Source organism: Desulfatibacillum aliphaticivorans DSM 15576 (assembly GCF_000429905.1).
GTDB classification, from domain to species: domain Bacteria; phylum Desulfobacterota; class Desulfobacteria; order Desulfobacterales; family Desulfatibacillaceae; genus Desulfatibacillum; species Desulfatibacillum aliphaticivorans.
Genome location: NZ_AUCT01000003.1, coordinates 353,814 through 367,270 on the forward strand (window position 1 = coordinate 353,814; position 13,457 = coordinate 367,270).

The window sequence follows — 13,457 nt, forward strand, 5'->3', positions numbered from 1 at the left end:
TATAATAATGACGCCTTCCCAAATCAATATCCAAAACGAGACGGTCCCCACGCTATTCTGGCGCCGCGTACACGACTGGGCGGACAACACCGCCCTGCGCGCCAAGGTTTACGGCATCTGGAGAAAAATCACCTGGAGGGAATACGGGCAAAAAGCCAGGTACGCCGGCCTGGGCCTCATCAGCCTGGGCCTGGAAAAAGATGATCGGGTCACCATCATCAGCGAAAACAACCCGGAATGGCTGTTCAGCGACATGGGCGCCATATGCGCCGGCGGCATCTCCGTGGGGATTTATCCCACGGACTCCCCCCAACAGGTGGAATACGTCCTGAATCATTGCCAGGCGAAATTTTACATCGCCGAAGACGAAGAGCAGTTGGACAAGGTTCTGGAAGTGCGGGAGCGCACCCCCCACCTGAAAAAGATCATCGTTATGGACATGGAAGGCCTGCGCCATTTTGAAGACGACATGTGCATGAGCTTTGACGACCTGCTGGAACTGGGCAAGAAAATGGACGAGGAAAACCCCTTGCTCTTTGAACAGCGCCTGCGCGAGCCCCAGCCGGAAGACACGGCCATTCTCATCTACACCTCGGGCACCACCGGGCCTCCCAAAGGGGCTATGATCAACCCACGCCAATATCCTGAACACCATGGACATGCAAAACGAGGTGAATCCCGGGGATGAAACGGACGAAATCCTGTCCTTCCTGCCCCTGTGTCATATCGCCCAGAGAACGGTGTCGGTATTTGCGCCTTTGCTAACGGGCGGCAGAATCAACTTTGTGGAGGAAATGGACACGATCCCCCAGAACATGCAGGAGGTCTCCCCCACCATCTTCTTCGCCGTGCCCAGAATCTGGGAGAAATTCTATTCCTCCCTGATTCTGACCATGAAGGAATCCACCCGGTTCGAGAAGCTGGCCTTTAAATGGGCCACGGGAATCGGCCAGAAGCTGTCGGATATACGCCTGCACGGCCAGGAGCCGCCCGCCTATCTGAAAGTCCTGTTCAAACTTGCGGACTGGGCGGTTTTGCGCAACCTGAAAAAGGTGATCGGACTGAACCGGGCCAGATACTGCATGTCCGGCGCGGCGCCCATATCCCCCGACCTGTTGAAGTTCTATCACGGCCTGGGCCTGGACATCCGGGAGGTATACGGCCAGACGGAAAACTGCGGCCCCACCACGGTGCACTATTCGGGCCATGTGAAATTCGGCACAGTGGGCCAGCCCCTGCCCCGGGCCCAGGTGAAGATTGCGGAGGACGGCGAAATATTGCTCAACGGCCCCCATGTCTTCAAGGGCTATTTCAACGATCCTGAAAAAACCGCCGAAACGGTCATCGACGGGTGGCTCTACACCGGCGACGTGGGCAGAATCGACGAAGACGGCCATTTGATCATTACGGACCGGAAAAAGGACATCATCATCACGGCCGGAGGCAAGAACATCACGCCGTCCGAAATCGAAAACCAGCTTAAGTTCAGCCCCTACATCACGGACGCCGTGGTGATCGGCGACGGCCGGAAATACCTGACGGCCCTCATTATGGTGGACGACGAAAACGTCATGAAGTTCGCCCAGGAAAACAAAGTGCCTTTTACCACTTACGCAAGCCTTACCAAGGCCCAGGAGGTTGTGGACCTGATTCAAAACGAAGTGGAGGAAGTGAACAAACAATTTGCACGGGTGGAGACGGTCAAGAAGTTCCGTTTGATTGACATTCAGCTGACCACGGACGACGACGAAATCACTCCCACGGGAAAACTGAAGCGCAATTTCGTGAACGAAAAGTTCAAGGATGTCATCGAGTCGATGTATTAGGCTCTATAACTCAAAGCATAGCGGAGGTAGATCATGAAAGCCAAAACGTTTGTACTGTTTTTAGCTCTTATTGCAGCTCTGGGTTTCAGCTTTTCAGCGTCAGCAGAAGTTGGCGTGACGGATACGGAAATTATCATCGGTTCCCACCAAGACCTGAGCGGCCCCATTGCAGGATGGGGAACCCAGGTAAAAATGGGCCTGGAAATGCGAGCCAAGGAGTGCAATGATGCGGGCGGCATCCATGGCAGAAAAATCAAGTTGATCATCGAAGACAACGCCTATGACCCTAAAAAGGCCATTATGGTGACCAACAAGCTGATCTCCCGCGATAAAGTGTTCGCTTTTGTGGGCAACATGGGCTCCCCCACGGCGGGCGCCACCAAGCCCCTTATCTCCAAGAAAAAAATACCGCAAATGTTTCCGCTGACCGCGGCTTCTTTGTTTTTCGACCCCTTCGACAGGTACAGCTTCGGCGGCTGGGTTCCGTACTATGACCAGATGCGCTGCGCCACCAAATGGTTTGCGGAAAACAAAGGCTACACCAAATTCGGAATCATGTACCAGGATGACGAATTCGGCCAAATCGCGAAAAAGGGCCTGGAAGACCAGTTAGCGGCGATGGGTTTGAAAGTTACGGCCGCCGAGTCATACAAGCGCGGCGCTACGGACTTCAGCTCCCAAATCGCCAAGCTGAAAAAAGCCGACGTGGAAGTCGTATGCCTGGGCACGGTCATCCGCGAAACCGTCGGAGCTTTGAAAGAAGCCAAAAAACTCAATTGGGACGTCGACATGGTGGGCATCTCCCCTGCGTACACCACCTATGTGGTGGGACTCTGCCTGAAAGCCGGATTCTCGCCCGATGGTTTTTACGCTACCGGCCAGACCCCGTACATCTATCCTGACAGCCCTTATGACTCCGTGCGCGAATGGTGCGCCAAGCACAAGGAAATGTTTGGGAAAGACCCGGACATCCCCACTTCCGCCGGATGGGCGGCCCTGGATTACTTCATCAAAGTGGCTGAAAAGGCCGGTCCGGACCTGACCAGGGAAAAATGGATCGATACGGCCGAACATTTCGGCGTTTACAAAGATACAATGTTCCACGGCGTGGACATTGAATTCACCCCAAAACAGCATCAGGGCGCTTATGACGCCATATTGAGCCAGGTAGAGAATAACAAGTTTGTGCAGGTTGCCGACGTGTCCTTCAGGGACTAAGCGCCTGCATCTGCGGCGCTGTGTTCAAGCGGCGCGGAAAAGGCCGGGAGGCGTCCCACGATCTTATGCCCAAGGCAACTTTGATGATCATGAGCGCCCATTTGAGAGAGGATAGGGCCGAAGTCAACCTGGCATCGGCGCGGGGGTGCGATTACTTCCCCATCCTCAAGGACCGTAAGGCCAGTTAACAGGAGACAAAAAGCGCCCGGCGGCGATTGGCCGCCGCCGGGCGCGCTCTCATGGTTTGTCCCGGCCGCTCATGCCGGGCGACCCGTCCCCGGGCCTTTTGCTTTTTTGGTCGTTACGGACCTGATTAAGGACGGAGTGGAAGAGACGGAGAATCAACTGAGGGTGGAGGCCATCAACAGATTCCGGTTGATTGACATCCAGTTGACAACAGACGGCGAAATAACTCTTACGAAAAAACTCTAACCCAATTTCGTGAACGAAAAGTTCAAGGATGTCATTGAATCCATGTATTAAGCCCCTTAACTCTAACCATAGTGGAGGTGGAAAATGAAAACCAAATGGGTGGTACTGTTATTAACTCTTTTGATGGCAGCCGGCTTTGCTTTTACGGCGTCGGCCGAAGTAGGCATTACCGACGACGAAATCGTCATCGGCTCCCATCTGGACCTGAGCGGCCCCATCGCGGGCTGGGGAACCCAGGCGAAACTGGGCATGGAAATGCGCGCCAAGGAATGCAACGACGCCGGCGGCATCCATGGCCGGAAAATCAGACTGGTCATTGAAGACAACGCCTACGACCCCAAAAAGGCCATCATGGTGACCAACAAACTCATCGCCCGCGATAAAGTCTTTATGTTCGTGGGCAACATGGGCTCCCCCACGGCGGGCGCCACCAAACCTCTGATTTCCAAGAAAAAAATTCCGCAAATCTTCCCCATTACGGCGGCGTCCCTGTTCTTTGATCCTTACGACAGGTACAGCTTCGGCGGCTGGATTCCCTACTATGACCAAGTCCGCTGCGCCGCCAAATGGTTTGTGGAAAACAAGGGCGCCAAAAAGTTCGGCATGATGTACCAGGACGACGAAATGGGCCACATCATGAAAAAGGGCCTGGAAGACCAACTGGCAGTGCATGGCCTTAAAATCACAGCGGCCGAATCCTATAAACGCGGCGCCACGGATTTCAGCTCCCAGATGGCCAAGCTGAAAAAAGCCGACGTGGACGTGGTGTGTCTGGCCACCGTCATCCGCGAAACCGTGGGCGGCGTCAAAGAAGCCAAGAAGCTCAACTGGGACGTGGACATGGTCTGCTACTCCCCCGGCTACAACAGCTACGTTGTGGGCCTCTGCCTGAAAGCCGGCTTCTCCCCGGACGGCCTCTACGCCACCGGTCAGTCCAACTACGTCTATCCCGACAGCGAGTTGGAATCCATCCGCAATTTCTGCGCCAGGCATAAGGCTCTGTACGGCAAAGATCCCGACCTGCCGACCTCTGCAGGATACAGCGGCTTGGATTACTTCATCAAGGTGGCTGAAAAAGCCGGTCCGGACCTGACCCGGGAAAAATGGATCGATACCGCCGAACATTACGGCGTCTACAAAGACGAAACCTTCGGCGGCGTGGATATTGAATTCACCCCGGAGCAGCATCAGGGCGCTTTTGACGCCATCCTGAACCAGGTGAAGAACAACAAGTTCGTGAAGATCACTGACGTGTCTTTCAGGGAATAAGCTCTTCTAAAACCCTTTACATTCCAAAACGCCCGCCCTCCCTTGCGGAGAGCGGGCGTTTTATTTGGGAAGCAGGCCCTAATTTTCGGCACGCATCTTTTTGATTTGCGCGACGGCGTGTTCGATCCCCAGCTCAATGCCCAAAGCGCGGCTCATGGTCTGATTGGGGGCGAAACGCCGGACAAAGGCGATTTCCTCGTCCGAAGGGCGCTCCGTAACCTTCAAATCCTCGGCGACTTTCATCTCCCATGGAACCTTGGCCTGGATCTCCTCCACCTCAACGCCCGGATGAATCCGGGCCAAAAACATTTCCTTGGTTTCCTCGTCAAAATGAAAAATCCCCTGGGTGGTGATGAGCGCGCAAGGGCCGCTGTCCTTGGGAAAATACCCGCTTTCGTTGCGTGAGTTTCCGCCCCGCAAGTGGCCGGGGGAGGTCAGGTAGTCCAGCTTTTCCTTGAACTCCCCGCTGCGCATGGTCAAAACCGTGCGTTTGGAATAGGATATGAAGTCCGCGGCGCCGCCCGAGCCTGGCAGTCGGAGGTCGGGTTTGTAGTAATCGCCGATGGTGGTTGTGTTCAGGTTCCCGTAGCGGTCCACCTGCCCCACTCCCAAAAAACAGACGTCCACAAAACCCCGATACAGGGCCGTGAATATGGAAAACAAGTCCGTGTTGTAAGAATAGCCGCGCATGGCGTGGGCGTCGGCGATGTGGTTCAGGGGAACCAGGGGCTCAAAATCCACAATGCCGGACTCCAGCATGAGAGTGGCGTTGGGCGCATGGAGGGCCTTAGCCAGGGCGCCGGCGGTCATGGGCAGGCCCACGCCCAGGATGATGTTTTCTCCGTCGTTGATTTCCCGGGCTGCGGCGATGATCAGCATTTCGTTGAGCGTAAAAGGCTTAGCCATAGAGCTTCTCCCTTTGTTCCAGCAAGAGTTCCAGTTCCTCCGGGGTTTTTCCCAGGTACCTGTCGCGGTCGTTTTCGTCCCAGGCCGAGTGGAAGGCCGCGCCGTAGCTTGCGGGCGCGCTGGGCAAAGGTTTGGCTTTCAATGCCTGCAGCCTGCTGATGTGGAAAACCTTGGCGTAATGATCCAAATACGCTTGCCTGGACGGGCAGCCGTAAACCCATTCATCCAGCCATTTTTCCATGTCTTCGCACTTTTTCATGGCCGCCATGATCAGGCCGTAAAAGAGCTTGTCCTGATTGTAATAGCCCAGAACCTCGCAAGGATGGGCGCCCCACGGGCTTTCCACCACGGCGTCCACCCGGTATGCGGGGATGATGGTAAAGTGAGGACTGGCGCGGACAATGCTTTCGTCCACGATTTCCTCGCAGGACACGATGATCTTTTTGCTGGCGAGAGCGGCCGCGGCCACGCTGCCCAAAGCGCCCCAGTACTGGGCGTTGCCGTGTTTGTCGGCCCGCTGCACGTGCACGATGCAGACGTCCGGGTTGGCGGCTGGAACGGTGAGGATTTCCTTGCCGGTGTAGGGGCATGTGATGATCCGGTATTTGTCGTCGCCCATGAAGGTGCGTTTGGTGAACAAATCGGTCTCGCGAACGCCCTCCAGCACCTGCATGAAGGAAAATCCGTGCATCCCGGCGACCATGCGGGCGTTGTAGTTGAAATTGCTATAGTCCTCCAGTTCCAGGCTGCCGTCCTGCAATGCTCTTTCCACGGACGAGCCTCCGGTTTTTCCGCCGGAGCGCATGACATAGGTGCTGACCATACGGGAAAGGCAACCGGCGGCGGTGAGAATTTCCGCGTCGAAAATGCCGGATTGGGAGTACAGGGTAAGGTCGCGGCGTCCCTGCCGGATGACTTCGCACACGAGGTCTGCGCAAGTGCCTACCGTATAATTGCCGATCACCAGTTCATCGCCGTCGTGGATTAACCGTTGCACGGCTTCTTGGGCGGTGGTGACTTTGGATCTTTTTCCCTCCATATATGTCTCCTGTTTGAGTGAAAGGGTAAGGGGTGTGGATTAAAAGAGGGATAGGCGAAAAAATGGTTTTTACGAGTTTATTGGGACGCCAGCAAGGTTCGTCTGATTCTTGCGGTTTTATTATTTCTCCAACTATTTGTTGGGTTTCGCGTCCGGCGCTCCAGGCTTCAGTCTCCCGCATTGGCCCGGCAAGTTCTTCGCGTTCGGGCAGGCCGTGCAAGCTCTACCCAACCTACTAACTTTATTAATAAATAGTAGATTGGGCAGAGCGATGGAAAGGCATATTGAAAGCCCGTAACCTGCGTCTTGCGGGATCGCATCCAACGTTTTTTTCTTCCTGCGAAACCCAATAAAAAGTCGCCGAATCCGCTTTATAACAACCTGGCTTGCCAAGGCTCAAACGTCAAACGTAGACTTGACCCCATTTACTCGCCGATAAAATTAGGCGGGCGCTTTTCCAGAAATGCGGCGAATCCCTCCTGGCTGTCTTTGGTGTTCTTGACGACAGCGCTGCCCTGCCCTTCGACTTCCAGGCCGATTTCAATGCCTTCGTAAGCGCCGGCCGACATGGCTTTCAGCACCATGGCCACAGCCACCGGAGGCCGCTTGGCCAGGGCTTCGGCAAAAGCCATGGCGTCTTCCATGAGCATTTCAGGGGCGCTGACCTGATTGACCAGGCCGATTTCCAGGGCCTGATTAGCGTCCAGGCGTCTGGAGAACAGGATCATGTCCAGGGCCTTGGCTTCGCCGATCACCCGGGAAAGACGCTGGGTGCCGCCCCATCCGGGGATGATGCCCAGATTCAACTCGGTCAGGCCGATTTTGGCCTTGGGATTATCGGCCATAATGCGGAACGTGCAGCAAAGCGCCAGTTCCAGGCCGCCGCCCAACGCGTGTCCGTTGATGGCCGCGATCACGGGCTTCTCAAACCGGTCAATGCGAGTCCACAGGGTCTTGGCCATGGGGCTGGTCTTGGGCAGGTTGGCGGCGTCGGAAACGTCCATGCCGGCGGAAAAGCATTTGTCGCCCGCGCCGGTGAGGATGACTACCCGCACGTCCTTATCCTTTTCAGCTTCATCCACAGCAGCCAGGAAGTCCGTGACGGCCGCCAGGTTCCAGGCGTTGGCCGGGGGATGGTTGAAGGTGATGACGGCGATATGCCCCTTTTTTTCGTAAATCATATTTTCCAGGTTCATGGTTTGCTCCTTTTTACCTGTTGGCCTTACGGTATCCCAACTGGTCCATGGCGATGATCATCTTGCAGATGTTGGCCGAGCCTTCCACCAGTACGTAGGTGGGGATGTCGCGGTAGTAGCGGGCCAGGGGATATTCCGTGGAATATCCGTAGGCGCCCATAAGCCGCATGCCGTAGTTGGCGCACTTCATGGCGGTTTCCCCGGCGAAGTACTTGGCCTGGGCCACGGCCATGCCGTTATTTTCCATGCCCTGGTCTTTCTGCCATGAGGCCTTGTAGACCAGAAGCCGGGCCGCCTCGATTTCCGTGGTCATCTGGGCGATCAGATCCTGGTTCATCTGAAAGGTTCCCACGGACTTGCCGAATTGCTCCCTCTTGGTGATGTATTTTGTGGCGATATCCAGGCAGGCCTGGGCGCATCCCACGGCTCCTGCGGCCGCGGAAAGGCGGGTGTTGGCCAATGACGAAAAGACGATCCTGGCCCCGTCGCCGGGCTTGCCCAAAAGGTTTTCCTTGGGCACGCGGGTGTTGTCGAAAAACAGTTCGCCGGTGGGCGAAGAGTGGGAGCCCATCTTGTTTAGATCCGTGGTCTTGATGCCGTTGAAGTTCCTGGGCTCCACGATGAACGCGGACAAGCCCTTGGTTTTGGCCGATTTGTCCGTATAGGCGTAAATGATGATCACGTCCGCCTGATGGGCGTTGGAAATCCAGGTTTTGGAGCCGTTCAGCACGTAGTGATCGCCCATGTCCGTGGCCTCGGTTTCGATGGCCAGAACGTCGGAGCCTGCGTTGGGCTCGGTAATGCCGAAGCCGCCCAGGTATTCGGCGCGGCAGAGTTTTTCCACGTATTTCTTTTTAGCTTCTTCGGTCCCGTATTTGTAGATGGGATAGGCGCAGCCCAGGCCCAGAAGGTTGATCTGCACCCGCAGGGAGCTGGAAGCCCTTGCGATTTCCTCGGTGATGATGGAAGCCGCCAGCCAGCCCATGCCTTCTCCGCCGTATTCCTCGGGGACGACGGCGCCGAAAAAGCCCAGTTCACCCATGGGCTTCAGGACTTCCTTGATGGGCAGGTAGTGATCGGCGTCCCATTGATCCGCATTGGGGGCGATGTTCTTTGTGGCAAACTCGCGGACGGCCTTTTGAAGCATTTGCAGCTCTTTGGAAAGTTCAAAAATCATGGTTTATCTCCATAATGCCGGGCTATGCCCAGGCGTTGAGTTTGTTATTTCTGCGCAATGTTTTCCCAGATGATGGAATAGCCCTGCCCTCTTCCCACGCACATGGTGCACAGACCGTATCTGGCCTTGGGATTTTCACGGAACTGGGCCGCCATAAAGGCCGCCAGGCGAGGGCCGGAAGCCGCCAGGGGATGGCCGAAGGCCAAAGCCCCGCCCCAGGGATTCACCCGGGGATCGTTCCATTCCACGCCCAGGCGATTCAGGCAATACAAGGCCTGGACGGCGAAGGCTTCGTTGATCTCGATGATGTCGATATCATCCATGGTCAGACCGGCTTTTTGCAAGGCTTTTTGCGTGGCAGGCACGGGCGCAATGCCCATCACCCGGGGATCCACGGCCGCCACGGCGGACGCGACATACCGCATGACCGGCTTCAGGCCCATGTCCCAGGCCTTGTCCGCTTCCATCAAGAGGACAGCGGAAGCGCCGTCGTTCAATCCGGAGGCGTTGCCCGGCGTAACCCGTCCGTTTTCCCGAAACGGAGTTTTGAGGTTGGCCAGGCCTTCCATGGACGTGGAGGGCCGGGGCGCCTGATCCTGATCGATAACGACCTTATTGCCTTCGGCGTCCACGGTTTCCACGGGGATGATCATGCTTTTCATCTTACCCGCTTCAATGGCCTTATGGGCTTTTGCCTGGCATTCCACGGCGTAGGCGTCGGCCATTTCCTTGGTGAACTCGGGCCACCGGTCATGGATGTTTTCGGCGGTCTGGCCCATGTTGAAGGCGCTGGCGTCTCCCATGGCCTCTTCGGCCCTGGGGTGAGGATCCCGCATGAATCCCATGGGCAAATGTCCCATGTGCTCCACGCCGCCGGCAACCAGGCAGTCCAACATGCCGCTGGCGATATTGGAGCATGCAAAGCCTAAAGCTGTAAGCCCGGAGGCGCACATGCGGTCAATGCTGCAGCCGGGGACGTTCCAGCCCCAGCCGGCCAGCATGGAGATCATACGGCCTATGGTGCCGCCCTGCTCTTTCATCTGATTGGTGACGCCCCACAATATGTCTTCCACCATTTCAGGCTTGGCCGGAGGGTTGCGTTCCATAAGCGCATGCAGCAAAGGGATGCACAGGTCCTCCGCCCTTGTGTTCCAGAAAATGCCCTTTTCCCCCGCCCTGCCGAATGCCGTGCGCACGGCGTCCACCGCAACAACTTCTGATAATTTTCCGGCCATGATTATTTCCTTTCGAGAACGGCTGCAATTCCAAGGCCGCCGCCTCCGCAAATGCATTCCAGGGCCATTTTGGCGTCCCTGCGGCGCATTTCATACACCAGGGAAACCAACACGCGCACGCCGGTGGCGGCGATGGGATGGCCCAGTGATATTCCCGATCCGTTGACGTTGATCTTGCCGTAATCTTCCTTGCCAATGCCCATGTCCTTGAGATCAGCCAGAACCTGGGCCGCAAAGGCCTCCTGGATTTCGATCAGCTCCATCTGGTCCATGGATACGTCCGCCTGAGCCAAAGCCTTGCGGGCGGCCGCGCCCACGGTGAGGTAAGTGCGGGTGGGGTCCGCGCCGGCCACGGCCACAGCCTTGACGGAAGCCAGAACTTCCAGGCCCAGTTCCTTGGCTTTTTCAGCGCTCATGACCACCACGGCGGCGGCGCCGTCGTTTTCCGTGGAGGAGTTGCCCGCCGTGCAGACGCCGCCCAAAACCGGCTTGAGCTTGGCCAGCTTTTCAATAGCCGAATCGGGCCTGGGGTTTTCGTCCTTGGCCACGATAATGGGATCGCCCTTGCGCTGGGGAATGGTGATGGGAATCATTTCCTCGTCAAACTTGCCCGCCTCCTGGGCGGCGCAGGCCTTTTGATGGCTGCCCAGGGCCCATTCGTCGCATTCCTCCCGGGTGACGCCTTCCTCCTTGGCGCCGGTTTCGGCCCAGGACATCATGGAAGGGAGTATGCCGTAGCGGCTTTCGGGCTGGCTCATGACCCTGGCCCGCTGAATGCGGTCGTACATGGGCATGCCCCAGATGCCCAAATCGCCGTGGCCCCTGGGCATGCCCTTTTGGCCGCCCACGCCCCACTTGATATTGCCGGGCAGGTAAAATTCAGCGTTGGACATGCTTTCCACGCCGCCGGCCACGATGATCTCGGCCTGTCCGCTTTGAATCAGGGCGGAGGCCAGGCGGATGGTTTCCAGGCCGGTGCAGCACCGGCGGTCAATGGTGAGTCCGGGGATTTCCTCGGGCCAGCCTGCATTCAAAAGCCCCATGCGGGCGATGTTTACGTACTCGCCGTTCTGGTAGGACTGGCCCATAATCACTTCGTCCACCTGATCCGGTTTAATCCCCGCCTTTTTGATGGATTCGTTTAGAACCAGAGCGGCCAGGTCGTAGGCCTCGATGGTCTTGAGCGCGCCCATATAGCGCCCGACGGGAGTGCGGACGCCGCTGACAATAACTATTTCCTTTGTCATTCTTTTCCCTCCGTGGATTTAGAACGCGTTGTCGGCCATTTCCACAACCTCCCGGTCCACGCGGGTGCACGTGCGAGCCCGGGCCTGGGTGTGAGGCAGGGTGATGTCCGTAAAGAAGGTCGCCTGGGCCACCTTGCCGCGGAAAAAGTCGTTTTTCTTGCCGGATTTCTGGGCTCTATCATACGCGATAATGGCCAGATCCACCAAGCGCCAAACCATGATGACTTCGGAAAAGCACATGAGCGCCGGATAGGTGTAGGAAGCCCATTGCAGGGGATCGGCGGAATACCGGGAGCTCATTTCCCTTGCCATTTCCTGGAGGTCGTCCATGACGTCCTTAAGAAAGCGCACCTGGCTGCCCAGGCCGGGGTGGGCGTGGTTCTTCTCGCAGAAATCCGTGATCTCCTTGAGAAAGGCCTTGTAGGGCGCGCCTTCGTTCATGTGCATTTTGCGGCCCATGAGGTCCGTGGACTGAATGCCGTTGGCGCCTTCGTACAGGCTCATGATTTTGGAGTCGCGAAGGTATTGTTCAATGGGGTAGTCCTTGCAGAATCCGTAGCCGCCCAGGCATTGCATGGCCGTCTCGCAAACCTTAAAGCCGATGTCCGAGCAATAGGACTTGACGATGGGAGTCATGAATTCCATGAGCATGGTGCAGCGCTCTTTTTCCTCGGGATCGGTCGTGACCTGGGCCAGGTCGGCCCAGAAGGCGGTGGTATAAATCATGGAGCGCATGCCGTCCACGGCGCCTTTCATCCACAAGAGCATGCGGCGGACGTCGGGATGGTCGATGATGGGCACAGAGCCCTGCTTGCGTTTGGCGATGTCCCGGCCTTGAACCCGGCTTTTGGTGTAATCCAGGGCGTGCTGATACGCGGCGCTGGCCATGGACATGCCGGACACGCCCGTGTTGATGCGGGCTGCGTTCATCATCTGGAACATGTGGGCCAGGCCCATGTTGGCCTTGCCGCACAAGTAGCCGATGCAGCCGTCCTTGCCGCCGAAAGCCAAAGCGGCCGTGGGCGAGGAGTGGAGACCCAGTTTTTTCTCAATGCCCGTACAAACCACGTCGTTAAACTCGCCGGGGTTTCCGTTTTCGTCCACACGGTACTTGGGCACGATAAACAGGGAAATGCCGCGCACGCCCTCGGGCGCGCCCTCTATCCGGGCAAGAGCCAAATGCACGATGTTGTCGGCCAGGTCGTGATCGCCCCAGGAGATGAAAATCTTGTTTCCCTTGATTTTGTAATGATCGCCTTCGGGATAGGCCATGGTTTCCAGGGCCGCCAGATTGGAGCCTGCATTTGGCTCGGTCAGGGCCATGGTGCCCGCCCATTCGCCGCCGTACATCTTGGGGATGTAAGTCTGCTTCTGCTCGTCCGTGCCAAAGGACTCGATCAGGTGCGCCGCGCCGTGGGTGAGGCTGGGCGCCATGTTAAAGGACTGGCACGCGCCGTACATGAGGTCGTTGACCACAATGCGCATCATGGTGGGGAAGCCCTGGCCGCCGAATTCGGGATCGCGCACCGCGGCGGTCCAGCCGTCCTCGCCGTAGGCCTTGAAGGCGGTCTTGAATTCCTTGGGGCAAGTGACCGTGTTGTTCTCCCAATGCACGCCCTGCTCCTCCCCGATTTCGTTCAACGGGGAGACCACGCCCTTGGCGAAGCGGATGGCTTCGTTCACCAGCATGTCCAGCGCGTCCTCGTTCAGGGATTCGTAACGCTCGAATTCACAGAGCTTGCCGTATCCCAATTGCTCTTTAAGGATAAAGAACAAATCCTTTTGATTGATTTTGAAATCGCTCATAGCTTTTCATCCTATCGCCGCTTTTGCAGGCGGTTGATCAAGGTCGGGTATGCGTTGAATCGGCATTGAGAATCGTTTTATGTTGGGTTTCGCAAGCTCAACCCAA

The 13,457-nt window shown here is 56.9% G+C and carries 12 protein-coding genes; 5 read left to right on the forward strand and 7 right to left on the reverse strand.

From position 1 onward, the window contains the following. Nucleotides 1-7: 7 nt before the first annotated feature. The 5 genes from G491_RS36495 (at nt 8) to G491_RS0105830 (ending at nt 4,745) form a co-directional block, all read left to right on the forward strand. Nucleotides 8-688, forward strand: a complete 681-nt coding sequence (locus tag G491_RS36495; protein ID WP_282705975.1) for an AMP-binding protein — start codon at nt 8-10, stop codon at nt 686-688. Next, the gene (locus tag G491_RS36500) at nt 654-1,826 is read left to right on the forward strand and encodes an AMP-dependent synthetase/ligase (protein WP_282705976.1); all 1,173 of its coding nucleotides are present in this window, start codon (nt 654-656) and stop codon (nt 1,824-1,826) included. Before G491_RS36495 ends, G491_RS36500 begins: the two co-directional genes overlap by 35 nt. 33 nt (nt 1,827-1,859) lie before the next feature. Further along, nucleotides 1,860-3,044, forward strand: coding sequence for an ABC transporter substrate-binding protein (locus G491_RS0105815; RefSeq protein WP_028313902.1), 1,185 nt, complete (start codon nt 1,860-1,862; stop codon nt 3,042-3,044). Nucleotides 3,045-3,109: 65 nt separating this feature from the next. Beyond that, entirely contained in the window at nt 3,110-3,232 is a 123-nt protein-coding gene (locus G491_RS36505) for a hypothetical protein (RefSeq protein ID WP_282705977.1), read from the forward strand. A 328-nt stretch (nt 3,233-3,560) separates the two neighbouring features. Then, on the forward strand, nt 3,561-4,745 hold the full coding sequence (locus G491_RS0105830) for an ABC transporter substrate-binding protein (RefSeq protein WP_028313903.1): 1,185 nt from the start codon (nt 3,561-3,563) through the stop codon (nt 4,743-4,745). A 78-nt stretch (nt 4,746-4,823) separates the two neighbouring features. Here the strand turns inward: G491_RS0105830 and G491_RS29595 are convergent, their stop codons facing one another. The 7 genes from G491_RS29595 to G491_RS0105865 form a co-directional block, all read right to left on the reverse strand. Beyond that, nucleotides 4,824-5,651 (reverse strand): CoA-transferase subunit beta, encoded by an 828-nt coding sequence (locus G491_RS29595; RefSeq protein ID WP_051327059.1) that lies wholly within the window; start codon nt 5,649-5,651, stop codon nt 4,824-4,826. Next, complete coding sequence (locus tag G491_RS29600) at nt 5,644-6,690, reverse strand: CoA transferase subunit A (RefSeq protein ID WP_051327060.1); 1,047 nt, start codon at nt 6,688-6,690, stop codon at nt 5,644-5,646. Before G491_RS29600 ends, G491_RS29595 begins: the two co-directional genes overlap by 8 nt. A gap of 425 nt (nt 6,691-7,115) precedes the next feature. Next, nucleotides 7,116-7,886, reverse strand: coding sequence for an enoyl-CoA hydratase/isomerase family protein (locus G491_RS0105845; protein WP_012609209.1), 771 nt, complete (start codon nt 7,884-7,886; stop codon nt 7,116-7,118). 13 nt (nt 7,887-7,899) lie between these two features. Continuing rightward, entirely contained in the window at nt 7,900-9,063 is a 1,164-nt protein-coding gene (gene acd, locus G491_RS0105850; RefSeq protein ID WP_028313904.1) for a glutaryl-CoA dehydrogenase Acd, read from the reverse strand. Between the two features lie 44 nt (nt 9,064-9,107). Continuing rightward, nucleotides 9,108-10,298, reverse strand: coding sequence for a thiolase family protein (locus G491_RS0105855; protein WP_028313905.1), 1,191 nt, complete (start codon nt 10,296-10,298; stop codon nt 9,108-9,110). A gap of 2 nt (nt 10,299-10,300) precedes the next feature. Further along, complete coding sequence (locus G491_RS0105860) at nt 10,301-11,545, reverse strand: acetyl-CoA C-acyltransferase (protein ID WP_028313906.1); 1,245 nt, start codon at nt 11,543-11,545, stop codon at nt 10,301-10,303. A gap of 18 nt (nt 11,546-11,563) precedes the next feature. After that, nucleotides 11,564-13,351: an acyl-CoA dehydrogenase family protein gene (locus G491_RS0105865; protein ID WP_028313907.1), complete on the reverse strand. Its 1,788-nt coding sequence runs from the start codon at nt 13,349-13,351 to the stop codon at nt 11,564-11,566. Nucleotides 13,352-13,457: the final 106 nt, after the last annotated feature.

Coding starts and splice junctions, on each gene's coding strand:
- G491_RS0105865 (WP_028313907.1), bottom strand. CDS start 13,351: ATGAGCGATTTCAAAATCAATCAAAAGGATTTGTTCTTTATCCTTAAA.
- acd (WP_028313904.1), bottom strand. CDS start 9,063: ATGATTTTTGAACTTTCCAAAGAGCTGCAAATGCTTCAAAAGGCCGTC.
- G491_RS36495 (WP_282705975.1), top strand. CDS start 8: ATGACGCCTTCCCAAATCAATATCCAAAACGAGACGGTCCCCACGCTA.
- G491_RS0105855 (WP_028313905.1), bottom strand. CDS start 10,298: ATGGCCGGAAAATTATCAGAAGTTGTTGCGGTGGACGCCGTGCGCACG.
- G491_RS36500 (WP_282705976.1), top strand. CDS start 654: ATGGACATGCAAAACGAGGTGAATCCCGGGGATGAAACGGACGAAATC.
- G491_RS29600 (WP_051327060.1), bottom strand. CDS start 6,690: ATGGAGGGAAAAAGATCCAAAGTCACCACCGCCCAAGAAGCCGTGCAA.
- G491_RS0105860 (WP_028313906.1), bottom strand. CDS start 11,545: ATGACAAAGGAAATAGTTATTGTCAGCGGCGTCCGCACTCCCGTCGGG.
- G491_RS36505 (WP_282705977.1), top strand. CDS start 3,110: ATGCCCAAGGCAACTTTGATGATCATGAGCGCCCATTTGAGAGAGGAT.
- G491_RS0105845 (WP_012609209.1), bottom strand. CDS start 7,886: ATGAACCTGGAAAATATGATTTACGAAAAAAAGGGGCATATCGCCGTC.
- G491_RS0105830 (WP_028313903.1), top strand. CDS start 3,561: ATGAAAACCAAATGGGTGGTACTGTTATTAACTCTTTTGATGGCAGCC.
- G491_RS29595 (WP_051327059.1), bottom strand. CDS start 5,651: ATGGCTAAGCCTTTTACGCTCAACGAAATGCTGATCATCGCCGCAGCC.
- G491_RS0105815 (WP_028313902.1), top strand. CDS start 1,860: ATGAAAGCCAAAACGTTTGTACTGTTTTTAGCTCTTATTGCAGCTCTG.